General features: G+C 47.2%; 21 protein-coding genes. 3 read left to right on the top strand and 18 right to left on the bottom strand.

Going from position 1 to position 16,308, the window contains the following annotated elements; genetic code table 11:
- Window positions 1–37: 37 nt before the first annotated feature.
- The 3 genes from HAP68_RS06185 (at window position 38) to HAP68_RS19515 (ending at window position 1,177) form a co-directional block, all read left to right on the top strand.
- Complete coding sequence (locus HAP68_RS06185) at window positions 38–784, top strand: type II toxin-antitoxin system SpoIISA family toxin (RefSeq protein WP_003154806.1); 747 nt, start codon at window positions 38–40, stop codon at window positions 782–784.
- Entirely contained in the window at window positions 785–955 is a 171-nt protein-coding gene (locus tag HAP68_RS06180) for a type II toxin-antitoxin system SpoIISB family antitoxin (protein WP_003154807.1), read from the top strand.
- Window positions 956–1,051: 96 nt separating this feature from the next.
- Window positions 1,052–1,177 (top strand): hypothetical protein, encoded by a 126-nt coding sequence (locus HAP68_RS19515; RefSeq protein WP_003154809.1) that lies wholly within the window; start codon window positions 1,052–1,054, stop codon window positions 1,175–1,177.
- 34 nt (window positions 1,178–1,211) lie between these two features.
- On the opposite strand, the gene HAP68_RS06175 is transcribed toward HAP68_RS19515, so the two are convergent.
- The 18 genes from HAP68_RS06175 to HAP68_RS06090 form a co-directional block, all read right to left on the bottom strand.
- A complete protein-coding gene (locus HAP68_RS06175; RefSeq protein WP_024085195.1) occupies window positions 1,212–2,090 on the bottom strand; it encodes an N-acetylmuramoyl-L-alanine amidase in 879 nt (292 codons plus the stop codon).
- Window positions 2,091–2,103: 13 nt separating this feature from the next.
- Window positions 2,104–2,367 carry a phage holin gene (locus HAP68_RS06170; RefSeq protein ID WP_003154813.1) on the bottom strand — a complete coding sequence of 88 codons (264 nt, stop codon included), beginning with the start codon at window positions 2,365–2,367 and terminating at the stop codon, window positions 2,104–2,106.
- Between the two features lie 13 nt (window positions 2,368–2,380).
- Window positions 2,381–2,644: a hemolysin XhlA family protein gene (locus HAP68_RS06165; RefSeq protein WP_003154815.1), complete on the bottom strand. Its 264-nt coding sequence runs from the start codon at window positions 2,642–2,644 to the stop codon at window positions 2,381–2,383.
- A gap of 51 nt (window positions 2,645–2,695) precedes the next feature.
- Complete coding sequence (locus tag HAP68_RS06160; RefSeq protein ID WP_024085194.1) at window positions 2,696–3,457, bottom strand: hypothetical protein; 762 nt, start codon at window positions 3,455–3,457, stop codon at window positions 2,696–2,698.
- 56 nt (window positions 3,458–3,513) lie between these two features.
- Window positions 3,514–3,711, bottom strand: coding sequence for an XkdX family protein (locus tag HAP68_RS06155; protein WP_003154819.1), 198 nt, complete (start codon window positions 3,709–3,711; stop codon window positions 3,514–3,516).
- A 5-nt stretch (window positions 3,712–3,716) separates the two neighbouring features.
- On the bottom strand, window positions 3,717–4,088 hold the full coding sequence (locus tag HAP68_RS06150; protein WP_024085193.1) for an XkdW family protein: 372 nt from the start codon (window positions 4,086–4,088) through the stop codon (window positions 3,717–3,719).
- 12 nt (window positions 4,089–4,100) lie between these two features.
- Window positions 4,101–5,723, bottom strand: coding sequence for a pyocin knob domain-containing protein (locus tag HAP68_RS06145; RefSeq protein WP_024085192.1), 1,623 nt, complete (start codon window positions 5,721–5,723; stop codon window positions 4,101–4,103).
- A 2-nt stretch (window positions 5,724–5,725) separates the two neighbouring features.
- Window positions 5,726–5,998, bottom strand: a complete 273-nt coding sequence (locus HAP68_RS06140) for a hypothetical protein (RefSeq protein WP_003154822.1) — start codon at window positions 5,996–5,998, stop codon at window positions 5,726–5,728.
- On the bottom strand, window positions 5,995–6,573 hold the full coding sequence (locus HAP68_RS06135) for a YmfQ family protein (RefSeq protein WP_003154823.1): 579 nt from the start codon (window positions 6,571–6,573) through the stop codon (window positions 5,995–5,997). The genes HAP68_RS06140 and HAP68_RS06135 overlap by 4 nt, the downstream gene beginning before the upstream one ends.
- Window positions 6,557–7,603: a baseplate J/gp47 family protein gene (locus HAP68_RS06130; RefSeq protein WP_003154824.1), complete on the bottom strand. Its 1,047-nt coding sequence runs from the start codon at window positions 7,601–7,603 to the stop codon at window positions 6,557–6,559. The genes HAP68_RS06135 and HAP68_RS06130 overlap by 17 nt, the downstream gene beginning before the upstream one ends.
- A complete protein-coding gene (locus tag HAP68_RS06125) occupies window positions 7,596–8,021 on the bottom strand; it encodes a DUF2634 domain-containing protein (RefSeq protein WP_003154825.1) in 426 nt (141 codons plus the stop codon). Before HAP68_RS06125 ends, HAP68_RS06130 begins: the two co-directional genes overlap by 8 nt.
- 103 nt (window positions 8,022–8,124) lie before the next feature.
- Window positions 8,125–8,391 (bottom strand): DUF2577 family protein, encoded by a 267-nt coding sequence (locus tag HAP68_RS06120; protein ID WP_007610818.1) that lies wholly within the window; start codon window positions 8,389–8,391, stop codon window positions 8,125–8,127.
- Window positions 8,391–9,368 carry an XkdQ/YqbQ family protein gene (locus tag HAP68_RS06115; RefSeq protein ID WP_024085191.1) on the bottom strand — a complete coding sequence of 326 codons (978 nt, stop codon included), beginning with the start codon at window positions 9,366–9,368 and terminating at the stop codon, window positions 8,391–8,393. The genes HAP68_RS06120 and HAP68_RS06115 overlap by 1 nt, the downstream gene beginning before the upstream one ends.
- A gap of 13 nt (window positions 9,369–9,381) precedes the next feature.
- A complete protein-coding gene (locus tag HAP68_RS06110; RefSeq protein ID WP_024085190.1) occupies window positions 9,382–10,041 on the bottom strand; it encodes a LysM peptidoglycan-binding domain-containing protein in 660 nt (219 codons plus the stop codon).
- Window positions 10,034–15,160, bottom strand: a complete 5,127-nt coding sequence (locus HAP68_RS06105; protein WP_083058681.1) for a transglycosylase SLT domain-containing protein — start codon at window positions 15,158–15,160, stop codon at window positions 10,034–10,036. Before HAP68_RS06105 ends, HAP68_RS06110 begins: the two co-directional genes overlap by 8 nt.
- A complete protein-coding gene (locus HAP68_RS06100; RefSeq protein WP_015239684.1) occupies window positions 15,148–15,300 on the bottom strand; it encodes a hypothetical protein in 153 nt (50 codons plus the stop codon). Before HAP68_RS06100 ends, HAP68_RS06105 begins: the two co-directional genes overlap by 13 nt.
- Window positions 15,301–15,341: 41 nt before the next feature.
- The gene (locus HAP68_RS06095; RefSeq protein ID WP_003154836.1) at window positions 15,342–15,788 is read right to left on the bottom strand and encodes a phage tail assembly chaperone; all 447 of its coding nucleotides are present in this window, start codon (window positions 15,786–15,788) and stop codon (window positions 15,342–15,344) included.
- 76 nt (window positions 15,789–15,864) lie between these two features.
- Window positions 15,865–16,308, bottom strand: a complete 444-nt coding sequence (locus HAP68_RS06090) for a phage tail tube protein (RefSeq protein WP_003154837.1) — start codon at window positions 16,306–16,308, stop codon at window positions 15,865–15,867.

Here is a 16,308-nt window from a genome sequence, read left to right as displayed (position 1 = left end):
ACATAGCAGACCATTTTTCGAATTGTGAGGGATGCTCATGCTTTTGTTTTTTCAGATCATGGTGTGGACGATGGCGGCCGCACTCATTTTATATGTGTACGCATCCTGGCGGTATGAAGCAAAGGTAAAAGAAAAAATGTTTGCCATCCGTAAAACGTGGTATTTACTATTTGTAGTAGGCGCCATGGTCTATTGGACATATGATCCCGAATCGCTCTTTGCCGCATGGAGACAATATTTGATTGTTGCCGTCTGCTTTGCCCTTATTGATGCGTTTATCTTTTTGAGCGCGTATATCAAAAAGCTCGCCGGCAATGAATTAGAGACGGATACGCGGGAAATTTTAGAAGAAAATAACGAAATGCTTCACTCCTATCTTGAAAAACTGAAAACCTATCAATATCTGTTGAAAAATGAACCGATCCATGTATATTATGGAAGTACAGAAGCTTATGCGGAAGGCATCAGCAGACTGCTGGCCGCTTATGGAGAAAAAATGAATGTCACGGCTTCCTTGTGCGACTATTCCGCACAATCGGATAAGGACCGCTTGACGGAGCATATGCCTGATGCGGCGGACGTTCAGTCCCGTCTTAACCGTAAAGACGTCTACTATGATCAAAAAGGCAGGCTTGTGCTTATTCCGTTTACAGTCCAGGACCGCCATTACGTGATCAAACTCACGTCGGAAAACCTGTTGACGGAATTCGATTATTTGCTTTTCACATCGCTAACGAGCATTTATGATTTAATGCTGCCAATAGAAGAGGAAGGTGACGGTTAAATGGAGCAGGCATTTCAAAACGGGCAGCCGGAACAAAGAGCGAAACCGTTCAAAATGTTTAAAAAACGTTCAATGACAAGTATCGCAAGTTACCAGGTCAGCCCTCATACCGCCAGAATTTTCAAAGAAAACGAGCGGCTGATTGACAAGTATAAACAAAAAAAAGCTTGATTACACTAAGGACAGGAGACACGGCTCTTGTCCTTATTCCTTTTTTCCATATCTTTCATATAATAAAACCAACAAAGAGATGCGACAGGTGATGATGTGAAGAAAATTGTCAGACGCGTAAAGTTTGTGGATTACGGACGCTTCGGGCTTTCCGCTTATTCGCTGAGGATGCGGGCGAGGAATCTCGGGTTATTGAACCGGTTAAAAAAGAAAAAAGGCTGAATCCCGCAATGTGAACGGGACTCAGCTTTTTTTGTTAAAGCTGCATCAGAATTTTCGCTTTTACAGCGGGACCGTAGACGCCGTCAGACGTCAGTCCGTTTACAGATTGGAAGCGGGCCACGGCATCTGCCGTTTTCGGACCGTAGATACCGTCAATGCCGTTATTGACAGCTCCTTTTTCAGGATAGAAATAAAGCGCGGCGAGCGCGTTCTGCACCTGGTATACCTTTTCACCGGACGTGTACGGCTCTGTCAGCTTGATCACCTCGTCCGGAAGAGAATACAGTGCTTCAACCGGCGGGCTGACGATCAGCACTTGTCCGACTTTAATCAAGTTCGGGTCAGCGATGTTATTCCATTTCTGCAGATCGGCCACGCTGACGCCGAATTTCCGCGCGATCGCCGACAGCGTATCTCCTTTTTGGACGGTATACGTCTGTCTTTCCTCAGAACCGATTCCCGCTTTAAACTCATCCCATGTATCCAGCAGTCTTCTCGGACAAAGCTTTCCTGACCAATGCTTGTGCGCAACGACATTCGCAAGCGGGATGCCGTGCGACGTCATTAATGTGCGGATGAGCCATTGGGCGTTTGCCACAGCCTGTGAAAAGTTGCCGTCAGCGTTTTCACAAATTTCAATACCGATGGATTTACGGTTGCCGTCCCCGTTTCCGTCACCGGCATGCCAGCCGTTTTCGTTCAGCGGAAGATGCTGATAAATTTCCGTATCATCGACTGTGAAATGCCAGCTTGTCGGTGTATCGGGATTTTTCACATAGCTTGCGTGACTTTTGGCGTTAGCTCCGACTGCGGTATTGGCTGTATTGTGCACCGTAATGTAAATCGGTGTCATTGCATAGCCTGGGCGGTTATTGTTTCCTGCCGGGATAAAATCCTGTGTGATTTTTACCATATTCTCATCTCTCCTATTTCGATAAATTGTTTATTTTTAATAAAGCCTGCTGTTTTTTCCCTTTTGCTGTAACATAATTGTTTTTAAACCAGGCGGCGGCAGTCGTTATGATTGTAAAAACGGCCGACCCGGCGGCATACAGCGTATCTGCAAGCTGGCTGACCTGGTCCTCCTGAATATTCAGCGGCGATTTGCCGAACATCAGCAAAGTTTGATTCAATAAAGCAAGCAAAAGAAGCACCGTCCTGACGACCGTGCCTTTGTCCGCGAATTTCATATCGGTTTCCCCCTTACTTTTGCAGCAGATTGTACATGATGGCGATGGCTCCGCCAATGACGCCCGTGCAGATTGCTGTCACGATCGCTCCTGTAATGGTCCGCTTAATCCATGTTGTGTTTTCGTCAATTTTGTTCAGTTTTTCATTCAGCGTCATGATTTGCTGATCCTGCCGGTCTGATACCCGCTCTAATGCGGCTACCCGCTGTTCAAGCACCTTTTGTTCACCTTTGATGCCTGCGAATTCTTTTTGCACCGCTTGTTCATCCAGAAGCACTTCCGCTCCCTCCTCTTACATTGTTCTCACCTCCCTTCGGAAGCTTCATTCTTAAGAAAATGCCGTGCCTTTGACAGAAAGGCTCCCGCCGGAAATGCTCTTGATTTCCATGACGATTTCCTTAAAGCCGGCAATATCAAATGCCCACACTTCTTCTGTGCCTGACGTACCGGCGGCTGATGTCCCGTCATCAGACCTGATTCCTCTGATCGGCACATTTTTTCCCGAGATGGATCTCCCCCAAAACGCGACATGGCCCGACTCAGCCGTGCCGGTGATTTCGACGAGAAGTTTTTTCCAAGCGCCTGCTGAGAAGATGCTTCCCTCGCCCGCCTCTGCTGCATTTTCATGAAAAATCACGTCTGTATATGAAAATGCCATATCACCGCCCGTACCGACAGATTGGTATAAAACAAATTCGGACTGCTTTTGATTTCCATTTTCAAAACGGAACCGGTAATATCTTTTTGTCAGGCTGACCCACCCCGAAGCGGTCTGCACTCCGCCTTTTACTGCGACAGAATGTGAAGCTGTCCACGAATTGTTATCCTCGCTCTCTTCGATAAAAAGAGTTCCGCTGCGGTCCGAATAAGCCCACCCCTGTGCTCTGTTTATTAAGACGGCTCCTAAACGGTCTTGTCCGAATTGGCTGTAGACTTCAATCGCTTCTAGCGGCGTATTGGTAAGAAGCTCTGCCATTCCGGACAAATCAGCAACCGGTGTGACATAATCGTTTTTGTTACCGCGATAAGCTTTTACGGCGCCGGGCCTGCCAAGTTGATCGGCGGGAAATTCAAATGAATGCTTTTTCATCGGCCGTCCTCCTTTTCTCATTTATTAAAAATGACAAATAAAAAAAGCCGTTTGGCTTATGACACAGCATTTTTATAGTTTTCGTATGTTTCACCCGTTATTTCTTGAAATTCCTCAGGCGTGATATACTTCGCGGCCACACCTTCAGCCAGATCTTCGGCAGAGCAGTCATCATAGCCCATAGCCTGTTTTACCATTTCTGTTGAGGCCCACTCATAAAACAAGGCGTAAACCCAAAAGTTAAGTTTTTTCATTTTTTTCATTCTCCTTTTACGTTTAAGAGTTCCAGTTTTAAAGACGCTAATTGCCTGCCGAGTGACTGTTGCGCTTGTTCGGCTGCTTTTCTGGCCAATTTCTCATTCGCCAGCTGTCCGCCGAGGCCTGCAAGCTGGTTTGAATCGGGAGCCGTATCTTTTTTTAAGCTCTCTTTATATGCTTCGTCAGCGGTTTCCACCCATTCTTGTTTCTCTTCATCAAAAAATGGGCGCCACATCCCTTCGCCTTTTATTTCCGGCGGTAAGTCCGCAGCGTTAGGCGGCATCACATAATCTCCTGTCTTAGAATCCGGATAAAGCTCAACCGGAGTGCCTGTATAAATGTTGTCATTGTCATACGGAAATATTAATTTCATATTCTCGCTCCTTTACGTGAGTGCCAAAACAAGGTCAATATAATAGCCGTTCACGTTATTTTCTATATTGGCCATAATTCCCGTCAGCTTCATATCTCCATTAGAATAGATTATAAATTTGCTGTAACCGGTGGTGCCGCTGGCTGCAACCATTGTCACAACGCCTTTGGCCGGCGCACAAGAGGACGGCACACTCCCGAATACCACTTCTCTGTCCGTAAGAACGTGTCCGTTCAGGTGAAGGGTGTTTCCCACTTTACGGTATTGAAGCGGCCTGTCTCCTGATTTAGCGCCATTTTTATAAGGAACATTTATCCAAGGTACATTCTCAGTATCAAGTTCAGTAACGAGGCGACGCCAGCCCTGCCAGCCCAAGTTCAAATCCAAATAGTTCGTGAACATATTATTTTTATAATCGACGGCAATGACATACCCAAACGTTCCTTTCCCCTCACTGTCAAGAGAGGTAAAATGAAACATGCCGCGGGTTGAAGCGTTGCTCGGACTGTTTGCCGCTTTGCCGGTTGAATAAAAGGTGCCGAACGCCCTGCCGTTTTTAACGATTTTTTCAAGAAAGTTATCATCATCACCAATTGTCAGAAGATAGCCGCCGTTATCGTTTGTTATTTTCGAAAGCTGTGCGCCGTTCCACATATCTTTATCCGCCTGTGTGACATGAATGTCTTTTTTATTGGCGTGAGCCTCTACTTTTGCTTGAGAGCCTGAATCTGTTTCTTGTTGGCTCCATTCCGACCATACGCCTTTAGTGCTGAAACTTCGGACGTATATGGGATTTCCGGCGGTCACTGTGTCTATAAACATTTGGACAAAAGTCGGTGATGCTCCGCGGGTTCTTTGCATGACAATTAATTGTCCGTATTCCGCAGGCTTATTTTCTGTATGCTGAACTGATATATAGTAGATGCCGGACGTTTTTATATTGTCTAAGTTTGTTTCTGTTACCGTTTTAGCATTCCCGTCATTGTCAGTCAGATTGAATAACTGCCCTGCATTCCATTTGTCTTTGTCAGACTTGGTTACATGAAGATCTGTTTTGTCGGCATGCTCATTTAGTTTTGCTTGTGCTCCGGCAGCTGTTTCAAATGGCATCCATTCCGTCCAGATGCCGTTTTTCAGCGTTTTTCTCCAAAATCCCCCGTCATCTGAGAAAGCGGCCGCCTCTCCGTTATTCTTTGAAGAATAAAGGTATATACCCTCTGACGGTTTAGGCGGGGTATTTATTCCGGTTGCAGCTGCTGAGAAAGTAAAGGTCTTATTCTGGCTGGCAGCGGTCTGATGAAAATCCTGTCCGTCAGAGATATTAATAAAAGCGGAGCCATCATCTTTTGTGATTTTAGACAATTGCCCGTTATTCCACTTCTGGCGCTCTTCTTTCGTCACATGCCGGTCCAGATCTTGATTGTGCCGGTCAAAATCTTTCTTTGCTGCCTGCTGGACATTGTCCACGTTTCCGAGGCCGATTTGCGCCTTTGTCGTTTTGTGCGGGTTATTCATGTCGTTTTTATGGGCCGCCAGATCCGTGTGGGCGTCTTTTATGCCTTTTTCCCAGCGGTTGACGTCATCTTCATTAATCGGATCGTCCGGAAGCCAGTCTGTTTTTTCTTCGTAAGCCATCGTTACACCACCTCAAAGGTAAATCTTAAATCAAGCGTTCTGTTATTGCTGAGATCTAAATTTGTTTTTCGTTCTGTAATGACGCTTCCTGTTTCGTCAAGCATCTGCACGGTTTCAATGTGTTTGACGTCTTCTTCCCTGCGTGTGAGAACGGTGACTGCGGCATCTTTTACGGAAATGTCCGCAATCGGAGTTTCTTTGCCGTTTAACAGCACTTTTGTGATCCTGTTTTTCAGATCGGCTGCGGCACGCTGTCTGTAAGCGGCTGATATCATGGTAAGACCACCTCGTTATTGTTGAGTGTGACGGAATAACCGACCTTCAGTTCACTGACTTTTCGGTATCTCCGATTGTTGAGAATGACCCGGTCTTTGATTTCCAGTGTTTCGTTTAATGCGGCTCTCAGTGTATACGCCAAATGAGCGGGTTTGATTTTTTCAAGCGTTTCAATCAGCTCGTTCATGTGCTGCAGGTCATCAAGCCCGATATCGGCATAAAAACGATACTGCCCCGGAAACATCCGAACATAAGCTGACGGATGTTTTAAAAAACGGTTTAGCGCCTGCTCGATCGCTTGATGTGTGATGGGCGGAATATTCGACATCTTCGAGATCAGCCTGAGCCGTCTCATATCCTCCGTGTCACCTGATTCCCGCGGTATTTTTAATATTTTTTCCCAGCGGTCAAGCCCCCATGTCGCCGTCGTGATAAAGAGCTGATCCGTCAAATCGAAAATATCGTTATTCTGCCGCTCAAACTCAGGAGCTTCCGCCATAAGCAGTTGTGCCATCTCTTTTAATCGGGTTAAAAACGGCGGGAGGTACGCCGTCATCTCATCGAGTCTGCTCAAGGATTTTCACCTCTTTGAGTTTAGGAATTTCCACGTCACTGAGCACGAGGTTTTCTGCCGCACCGTTCATTTTAATATCGGCGTAGTCACTGACGGATGCCGAGTTATAAACGATGTTGTTAATTTGTGATAAACGGACGGTGTTTTCTTCAAAGGCCATTTTCTTGAATAAATTCAGTACGCCTTTTTCAATCTCCGCTTTTACGTCATCGATCGAGCTGTTCAGCTCAGGCAGCACGGAAGCGGAGATTTCGATTTCCTTCCATACGGCGCTTTCCACCGTTACTGCCGCTCCGATCGGCGCCTGTCCTTCTCCCTGCCCTTCGTCCGGATCAATATAATCCTTTACTTTTTTGATCAGAATATCTGATGCCGGTTCCAAATTCGCATTTGTGATGACAACTTTCACTGTTCCGTCTCCGTTCCAAAGCGGGAAGATTTTTGCCCTGCCGACGCCGTCAACCTCTTCGGCCCATTGTTTATAATGCTGTTTATTTGCGCTGACTGCCTCCCGGCGGACACGGGTAAAATAGCGCGCCCTTAAGCTGTTGTCATCTTCTTCCTCACGGCCGGGAATTAATATATCGCGCATGACTGCTTTCTCAAGCCCGGGTATCGTATCAAGCGGCAGCAGGTTCTGCCCCGAAATGCCGGCATTGCCCGCTTCACCGGCTGTTTCACATTCAAGCGTTCCATCCCCCGTATATTGAAAATACAGGTTATCAACGAAGAAACGGGAGCCTGGCGGAATGGTGATGCCCGCTGTGAATTCTCCGGCTCTAACCGCTTTAGTGGCAGGTGTTCGTTCAATTCCCGCCTCAGCAGCACGCCTGTCCAGAAATTCACCCTGAGCCGTATCGGAAAACACGAGCTCCAGCACGGTATCCAGCCAAATATAAGACTTTGCGAGCTCAGCGGCCGCAGGCGCGAGCGCATTGTAAATGACGCTGCCTTCTCTCGTATCAATATCCGCCGTAACGCGCGCCAGCATTCTGTCCATAATGTCGTCAAACGTCTGAGCTTCAAACATCCTCACCCAGCACCTCCTCTATCTCAAGCATGCCCTCATCAGTTTCAACGGTAAAAGAGACGATGAAGGCATCATCTTTTTTCTCAATCTCAAAATTGGTAACGGCCAAAATACGGTCATCATACAGCAAGGCTTCTTCTATCAGTCTTGGAATCTCCATTTTTTTATAAGCATCCGTCGTGTTCTGATCTGAAAGCACTTCCTGAAGTTCGTTTCCGATATCATGGCTGAAAACCGAATATGAATACCGTTCTGTGTGAAGAGCGATATAGACGAATTGTCTGATTGCGTCCAGTCCGTTTATCAGTTCATTGGTAATCCGGTTGTTTTCAAAGTCAATTCGGTAGGTTTGTGAAGTCTCAACAGCCTCACTCGCATCCTCCAAATCTTCAAATTCGATTTCCGGTGTCAGGGCCATTGCACCCGCTCCTTTTAGATTTGTTCATGTAAAAAAGCCCTCTTCGGCAGATGAAGCGGCTTTAATAGGCTGATATTCCCGTATATCTCCGTCCGGATGCCGGTTAAATTTTGTCCAGTACAAAGAAAGACTGTCCTCCTGTTAAAGCGGCGGTCATCACCCGATCTCCCGCCTGGAGCTGATCATCTTCTCCGGATCTCAGCCGCTTCGGCACAATGAGTGCATCAGACGGAATCAAAAGTTTGTCGTGATCTTTCAGTTTCAGCTCGAGCGGCGAAACGGAGGTCACTTCGGCCGGCATCAGCTCCACCGGCGCTTCGGCGTCAACCGCTCCGACGGCTAAATGTTTAATGGCATCACTTAATCTCATCAGGCTGTCCCCTCCGGAAGTGAATTTTTCTCCGTGACGTCAATCGTCATGGTATGTTTTGTTCCTTGGAATTCATGGCGGTCCGTATCTACATAATAGGTTTTCTTCAGCCCGATTTCCGGAATTGAAATATAGACGGGCAATCCGCTTTCCAACCCAGGAATACCGATCGCCTGTATATTTTTCAGCTCTTTCTTAATGCCTTTTTTCTCAGCCTGCTTCACTTTTGCGCGCTGTTTCAGCTGGGCTTCGTTAATGTCGTCAGAAACCGTTTCGGTATACTGCAAAACGCCGAATGTTTTCATGCCGGCGCTGTCTGAGGCGGAAGCCTTTATCGTTTTATTGTCTTTTTGCAGCCGCATGACGACACGGGTTGCGGTGTCATCAATTGAGGTGCTGTATTGATACCCTGTAATATTAACTCCTGTTTCCAGCACCCATATGTCAGACGGCTCCGGCCATTCACGCAAGCCGAGCCTGCCTTTTTCTGAATAGAGCTGATAATTGCGCCCCGTCTGGCTTTTTGTCTGCTTTAACGCTTTTAGCATCATATCGTAAAGGCTTGTATCATTTTTAAAAACGAGTGATTTAATGGTATGGCCTGTGTTGGCAATGGATGTGACGGGAATTTGAAAATCGCTGGCGATCCTTTTTAATATTTGATCAGCGCGCTTGTTGGAAAACACGTAAACGTCCTGGTTTTTCACAAGGTATTGGAGCATATCGTATGCGGTGAAGGCGACGGTATGCTCATCGGGCGTTCTTGCAAAAACAATGCCGCGGAACAGCTCTTTTCCGTTCCATTTGAACAAAACCGTATCCCCTTCTGATACGCCGTAATACGTCTGGCTGCCCTGCTTTACGACAATCGTCGCTTCGATGGAGCGGGGCGCCTGATATCTGTGTCCTTCCAGCGTTACGCTTTCTGTGACAAGCTCGAGCCACACCGTTTCTTTTATGACAAATAGTTCAATCATCTTTTCACCCGTTTCATTGCGGTATCTTCAGCTTCTGCCCCGGGAAGATCCAATGCCCCGGCTGCCGGATATTCCGTTTGCTGCGCTTAATCATGGCGGTTTTATTCGCGTTCCAGATTTTCCGCCACTCCGTGTGTTTTCCGTAAAACTTGCCGGCGATGTCCCAAAGCGTATCCCCTTTTTTGACGGTATATGTTTTGGGTGAAGCTTTGGACGGGCGCTTCGCTTTCGTTTTTTTCTTTTGTTTGATTTTTCTTGGCGAAGCGGTTTTATATTCTTTCAGTACGATATCAAAATTCCGGTCGCCGATTTCATTGTCACCTTCGCTGTAATTAAAGCTTTCAATGCTGCATGTGACATTGATTTTTGTCCCTGTAATCAAAAACTGAACGGGTTTTTTCGCTTTCATCCATGCTTCAATGGCTGAAATGGCTTTTTCCGGTGAAGGGATGCTTTGATATTCGGCAATCGGGCTGTACCGTTTCGGAAAAAAAGAAGAGAACGAAATTTCTTTCGCTCCCGGTTCTTCGATAAACGTCACCTCTCCAAGTCCGGTGATTTTCACGGAATCATTCTGCACGCTGTTAGCGATATCAATCGCTTCAGGGAGAACGGGAAGCCGGAGCTTGTCCTTCCCTTGAGACAGCCAAAATTCGTAAACAGATTTAGTCAAAAGCAACGGCCCCCTTTGCTCCGGTATAAATGTCTTTTTGCAGTTCATCAATCAGCGCCTGTTTGATTTTGGCGGCGAGGCTGTCGGCGTCCTGTCCGTTATAGAAATGCTGATCGCCGCTGAATTCGATTTTAATTTCTTTTGTTCCCGTTTTTTGAACGGTTTGGCCGCCGCCTTTAACGGCTGCGGAAACCGTGCCGGCTGAAAGCGCCGCCGGTTCCGTCCGGGACGGATCGGACACTTCCATGCCGAGCGCCTGAGCCGCTTTTTGCAGCAGATAACGGCCGCGGATGCCCCGCTCTTCAGGGATGATCCACTCCCGTTTGTTCCCTTCGCCGACACGGGCGATCTGCTCCTTGGTAATCAGACCCCCATTGGCATAACCGACGTAAGGGCCGCCATGAGCCATACTTTTAATCCCGGGGACATTGCTGATCGAGCCGTATCGGCTTTTAATATAGCCGATAGCGGCAGCGGCGTTGTGGATTGGATTTCTGATATCATTCATGCCCGGCGCTTTGTGATCTTCAAAGGTGCTCGGAATCGTCTGCATAAGCCCCTGTGACGGGTGTCCGGCTTTGGCGTTGCTGTCCCATAGATTAATGGAATTAGGGTTGCCGCCTGACTCATGCTGTGCGATCGTCATTAATCCCGGAAGCCAGCTGATCGGCGTATTGGTTGCTTTCATTGCGGCCAAAAGCCATTCTTTGACGCTTCCTTCCGCTGCACCCATGCCGGAAAAGGCTGCTGCAAGCGAGCCTGCCTGTTTTTCCGCATATTTTTTCACGTCAACTGAGCTGAGACCTTTGACGACGCCGACTGAAGCAAAGCGTCCGAGACTCATCATGACACGGGAAGGAGAGTGAATATCAAGCTCTTCCCTGAATGCGTCCTCGACTTTTTTGGCCATATCTTTGGCCGCCTGTTTGACTTCGCTTCCTTTTGCAGTCATCCCTGATACGAAGTGTCCGATCAGGCCTGACCCCCAGCCGTTCGCGGAATCTCTTGATTGAACAAACGGTTTATTGATATGTGCGCTTACGTATTGCGACGTTCCCGTATCTTTTGCATTCTGTCCGGCCGAATAACCTTTCACTGTGGCGGCGCCCCATGATGACGATTGATTAACCGCCGATTGATAAGGTGTTTTCACCTTTGTTTTTAAAAACGAATCGGTGCCCGTCGGCGATGTATTCTGACCTTTGGCATAGCCCGCAGCGACTTGCTTTCCGTAATCGGGCGAAGACGAAATAAGGGCGTTAAACGGCGTTCCGATGTTTTTCTCCTTCCAGCCGTCCATATCCACCGCTTTATTGCTGATTCCGCTGTCAAAGCCTTCAGTAAACTGTTTGCCGAGTGATGAAGCCGTCCCCGCAAATCCGGAAGCATCCACAGACGCAGCGGCCGATACAGACGCCGAAGAAGAAACACCGCCCGCTCCCGCCGGCACAGCGGAAGACTGAGCCGAAGCCGCGCCCATATCATCGACAACACGCATGCCGAGCTTAGACGCAGCTTGTGAAAGCAGCATCTTCCCGCGGCCGCGATTGTTGTCGACGGGGATGACAAATTCTTTACCGGCTTCACCGATCCAGGAAATGGTCGGCTTTGTAATGTAGCCGCCCGTGGCGTTTTTGTCCGTTTTTTTCTTTTTATCTCCGCCGCCTCCTGTGACAAAGTCCATTACGCCTGAAATCAATTTGCCGCCGGTTTTATCCCAAATCTTTTTCACCCAGTCGAATGCTGCAGAAAAAGCATCTGATATGGCTGTTCCCACTTTTACAAGAGGTTCTTTTATATGTTTCTCAAACCAGCCGCTTAACCCTTTCCATATATCCTTTACCGTATCTAAAGCAGTCGTGAAAGCGTCTGATATTCCTTTTCCGACTTTTTCCACCATGTTTTTCACCGGGTTCCAGACAATATCCATGAACCAGCCGGATACCGTACTGAAAACAGATTTAATTTTATCCCAAGCTCCTGTGATTTTACTCCAAATGGACGTCGCTACTCCGACGACAGCCGATTTTACGGGCTCCCAGACAGTGCTCATAAACCAGCCGGATACTGTGCTGAAGACACCTTGAATCGTCGTCCACGCATTCACGATATTTGACCATATGCTTGTCGCCACTCCGGCGACAGCTGATGAAACCGGCGTCCATACATTCTCCATGAACCAGGATGACACCGTGCTGAAAATCCCTTGAATCGTCGTCCACGCATTCACGATATTTGACCATATGCTTGTCGCCACTCCGGCGACAGCTGATGAAACCGGCGTCCATACATTTTCCATGAACCAGGATGAAACGCTTCCCCAAGTATCTTGTATTGTTGTCCAAGCACTTTGCGCCGCTTCGGAAATATCATTCCATGTGTCTTTCAAAGCCCCTGAATCAAAGGCCTCTCCCAAGCTGGAACCGCCTAAACTGCCGGCGATGCCGCCTACCGCGCCGCCGATTAATGTGCCCACTCCGGGAACAACGCTGCCGATTGCCGCTCCGGCCGCGGCTCCTGCAAGACCGCCGCCTGCTGAGCCGACCTTCTCTCCTGCATTATCTTTATTGATGCCGGCTAAATCAGTAAGTGATAACAATTCACCTATGCCGGGAATTCCTTTAGCGGCACCTTTTAACCCTTTCATACCGCCTTTCAGCGCCTTTGAATCTCCTAAGCCTTTCAAAAGCCCGCCGATGCATTTACCTGCCCCTTTTGTTTTCGGCGTGTTTACGGATGCCTGTTTGCTTTCCTTTACGGAGGAACCTCTTTTCGAAGATTTATTCCGCCCTTCGACTTTACTGCTTTTGCCCCTCGTCACTCCGGTACAGCAGCAGCCGCCCCCCAAAGCCCCGCCGGTTTTTTTGGCTGACCTTCCTGAAGATTTCGGTGATGGTCCCGTGCGCTGCGGACCCTTTGTCAGCTCAGGACGCTTCGGGCTGTTGGTGCCGCCGGCAGAAAGGCTCCCCTTACTCTTTTCTTTTTTCGTGCCGCCTCCTAATAATCCGCCGATATTGAGTTTGCCTAATTTTTCAGCAATTCCTGAAAATATTTTTTCTATTAATTCCCCGGCTTTTTCGATGATTTTGTCCGGGCTGAATTTCTCAAATTTTTTGGCAATCTTGCTGACAATTTTATCAACAAATGCCTCGGCTTTTTCGATGATCGCATCAGGGCTGAACTTGCCGAACTTTTTATCAATGCCTCCGAACAGTGAGGAAGTAAACTGCTCCACTTTTTCCAGAATCTTATCCGGATTGAGAAAATCGAATTTCTCAGAAATTCGGTCAATCGTGTCATTTACAAATTGTTCGGCGCGGTCAATTAGCTTATCAGGACTGAATTTACCGACAACGTCGTCGACTTTCTTCATAAACGAATCAGTAAAATGATCCAGCTCTTTCAATATGGTCTCCGGACTGAATTTGCTGACAACGTCATCAACCTTTTTCATAAATGAATCAGTGAATTTATCCAGTTCTTTCAATATGGCTTCCGGACTGAATTTACTCACGACCCCGTCTACCTTTTTCATAAACGAATCAGCGAATTTGTCCAGCTCTGCTAATATCGTCTCCGGGCTGAATTTGCTCGCGATTTCATCCACTTTCCCCATGAATGAAGTCGTGAACTTGTCCAGCTCTGCTAATATCGTCTCCGGGCTGAATTTGCTCGCAATCTCGTCCGCTTTTCCCATGAATGAGGTCGTGAACTTATCCAGCTCTGCTAATATCGTCTCCGGGCTGAATTTGCTCGCAATCTCGTCCGCTTTTCCCATGAATGAGGTCGTGAACTTATCCAGCTCTGCTAATATCGTTTGCGGGCTGAATTTGCTTGCAATCTCGTCCACTTTCCCCATGAATGACGTCGTGAACTTGTCCAGTTCGGCTAATATCGTTGCCGGGCTGAATTTGCTCGCGATTTCGTCCACTTTCCCCATGAATGACGTCGTGAACTTGTCCAGTTCGGCTAATATCGTTGCCGGGCTGAATTTGCTCGCGATTTCGTCCACTTTTCCCATGAATGAGGTCGTGAACTTGTCCAGTTCGGCTAATATCGTTGCCGGGCTGAATCTGCTCGCAATCTCGTCCACTTTTCCCATGAATGAGGTCGTGAACTTGTCCAGCTCTGCTAATATCGTCTCCGGGCTGAATTTGCTCGCGATTTCGTCCACTTTTCCCATGAATGAGGTTGTGAACTTGTCCAGCTCGGCTAATATCGTTGCCGGGCTGAATTTGCTTGCGATTTCATCCACTTTCCCCATGAATGAGGTCGTGAACTTATCCAGCTCTGCTAATATTGTCTCCGGGCTGAATTTGCTCGCGATTTCGTCCGCTTTCTTCATAAAGCTTGCAGCGAATTTATCCAGTTCCGCTATGATTGTTTCCGGATAAAATTTGGATGCGATATCATTGACTTTTTTCATGAAGGTGTCTGCAATGGAGTCAAGCATTGAAAAATCATTTTTCGGCGAAGCAGGAGCAGCAGATGCAGAAGCTTTTCCGACGTCCGGCATATTCTTTTGCATTGCAGCCAGCTGTGCTGTCACCTTTTCGTTTAACGATAATTGAATGACATTGTTTTTCCCCGTCAGCGAATCAATCCCCGCTGAAATTCGGCCGACTGTTTTCATGACATGATCTATGACGCGTATAGTGACAGAGTACCCGTTCTTTAACGCAGATTGCATGTAGCGTTTGATACGTTCCATGGCAGGAGTCACTTCGTCTGACGCATACAGTGAAACGGTAAATCCTTTAAAACCGGCAGCCAGATCCCGCAATCTCTCAAATGCCGCTGTCGCGCTGTCTTTTGCTCCTATTTTAACGGTTAAAGACGCAGGCAGATCCGCTAATTGGGCTTGCACCTTTTGAATGACGGCACTGGCTCCGTCTTCAGCTGAAATAGAGATCATTTGTGCGCCCAGCTTTCTTTTCATAGAGCGCTGGATGCGGTCAATTGTTCTTAAAACAGATTTACTCTCTTTGCGTATATCAATTTCACTTTGGCGTTTTGTCATTTTCCTGTATTTCTCAAGCGCTCTGAAGCCATTTTGGATTTTCCTTATTTTCTTTGAAACCCGATCTTCCAATTCAAAACGGGCGGTCAGCTTTGCCATGATGTCGCTCCCCCTTTCTTCGCTTGTTTTTCAAGAATGTCCAGCTTGTAACCGATTAAACCGTACAACAGCGCCTTAAAATGTCTCGGTGCTTCATATAACTCTTTCAGTTCTGATGGAGAATAATGAAGCTCATGCATCGCGTAATAGAGATACACGGCTTCCTTATTCCCATCTTTTATCAGTTTTTTGCTTCTTGCTCCAGATCTTCTAATTCATCTTCAAAACCATTGATCTCAATCGCTTTATTCAGCCAATTTGCATACTCACCGCCGACTGAAAGAACGCGTTTTGCCACCTCGACCGGATCTGCCGTTTTGTAAGCGTCGCGGAGCTCCTTAGACCGGAAATCAGGGTAAATCGTAGATTCAACCGCGATCCGCGCATAGAAGCGCTGGCTGTCTAAGTCTTTTACGCGGCCTCTGCCCTTCACATTTTTATATGTCGTGCTTTCCTTCTCCAGTTCGTCAATGCGCTCAGTCGTAATGGCTTTAAAAATAAAAGGCACGATGTTCCCTTTTTTATCGACAAAACGCTTTGAAAGCGGAACCCGGATCTCCTCAGCCTCGACTGTTTTACCCGGCATAAAGAATGACAGATCATATACTTGTTCGTTTTTTTCGCTCATGATGAAAACTCCCTTACTCTTTTTTTTATAAAAAAACAGGCCTATAAAAGGCCTGTTTCACTCACAATGATTCTGGTTAAAACGTTTCAGAAAGCTTTTCCGGCACATCGAAATCTTCAAAGGTAAACGGCACTTCTTCTTCGAGGGCTTCTGAGTCTACGTCCAGTCCGGCGATTTTTGCAGAATCAAAGTTGACGTCATACAGGGTGACGCGTTCTGTTCCGCGGCCTGATGATTTGTCGTCAAGAACGGCTTGCAGCGTAAAATACGGGTCGCTGCCTTTTTTCACGTAATCCATCATAAGGACGGCGAATTTGGATGTGACCTTATAGAATGTTGCCGTGCCCGTTCCGTTGGCGCCTGTTGTTTTATGTCCCGTCATGCGGCGGCCCATGATGTTTACTTCTGATTTGTTTTTTTCCACGTTTGCTTCAAAGGTTTTAATATGCGCCATCTCTTCTCCGTCGAGAAATAAACGGCCTTCTTTTCCTGAAATCGTGTTTTGCGCTTTTAATGCCAT

Origin of the sequence: Bacillus sp. Bvel1 (assembly GCF_014872755.1) — a bacterium.
GTDB lineage: Bacteria > Bacillota > Bacilli > Bacillales > Bacillaceae > Bacillus > Bacillus velezensis.
The sequence above is the reverse complement of the archived record's forward strand: the minus strand, read 5'-3'. Positions and strand labels throughout refer to the sequence as shown.

Bases quoted from the DNA above. Each gene is read 5' to 3' on its own strand.
- HAP68_RS06185 (WP_003154806.1), top strand. From the start codon at position 38: ATGCTTTTGTTTTTTCAGATCATGGTGTGGACGATGGCGGCCGCACTC.
- HAP68_RS06180 (WP_003154807.1), top strand. From the start codon at position 785: ATGGAGCAGGCATTTCAAAACGGGCAGCCGGAACAAAGAGCGAAACCG.
- HAP68_RS06175 (WP_024085195.1), bottom strand. From the start codon at position 2,090: ATGGTAAAAATCACACAGGATTTTATCCCGGCAGGAAACAATAACCGC.
- HAP68_RS06170 (WP_003154813.1), bottom strand. From the start codon at position 2,367: ATGAAATTCGCGGACAAAGGCACGGTCGTCAGGACGGTGCTTCTTTTG.
- HAP68_RS06160 (WP_024085194.1), bottom strand. From the start codon at position 3,457: ATGAAAAAGCATTCATTTGAATTTCCCGCCGATCAACTTGGCAGGCCC.
- HAP68_RS06155 (WP_003154819.1), bottom strand. From the start codon at position 3,711: ATGAAAAAACTTAACTTTTGGGTTTACGCCTTGTTTTATGAGTGGGCC.
- HAP68_RS06150 (WP_024085193.1), bottom strand. From the start codon at position 4,088: ATGAAATTAATATTTCCGTATGACAATGACAACATTTATACAGGCACT.
- HAP68_RS06145 (WP_024085192.1), bottom strand. From the start codon at position 5,723: ATGGCTTACGAAGAAAAAACAGACTGGCTTCCGGACGATCCGATTAAT.
- HAP68_RS06140 (WP_003154822.1), bottom strand. From the start codon at position 5,998: ATGATATCAGCCGCTTACAGACAGCGTGCCGCAGCCGATCTGAAAAAC.
- HAP68_RS06130 (WP_003154824.1), bottom strand. From the start codon at position 7,603: ATGTTTGAAGCTCAGACGTTTGACGACATTATGGACAGAATGCTGGCG.
- HAP68_RS06125 (WP_003154825.1), bottom strand. From the start codon at position 8,021: ATGGCCCTGACACCGGAAATCGAATTTGAAGATTTGGAGGATGCGAGT.
- HAP68_RS06120 (WP_007610818.1), bottom strand. From the start codon at position 8,391: ATGAGATTAAGTGATGCCATTAAACATTTAGCCGTCGGAGCGGTTGAC.
- HAP68_RS06115 (WP_024085191.1), bottom strand. From the start codon at position 9,368: ATGATTGAACTATTTGTCATAAAAGAAACGGTGTGGCTCGAGCTTGTC.
- HAP68_RS06105 (WP_083058681.1), bottom strand. From the start codon at position 15,160: ATGGCAAAGCTGACCGCCCGTTTTGAATTGGAAGATCGGGTTTCAAAG.
- HAP68_RS06100 (WP_015239684.1), bottom strand. From the start codon at position 15,300: ATGCATGAGCTTCATTATTCTCCATCAGAACTGAAAGAGTTATATGAA.
- HAP68_RS06095 (WP_003154836.1), bottom strand. From the start codon at position 15,788: ATGAGCGAAAAAAACGAACAAGTATATGATCTGTCATTCTTTATGCCG.
- HAP68_RS06090 (WP_003154837.1), bottom strand. From the start codon at position 16,308: ATGGCATTAAAAGCGCAAAACACGATTTCAGGAAAAGAAGGCCGTTTA.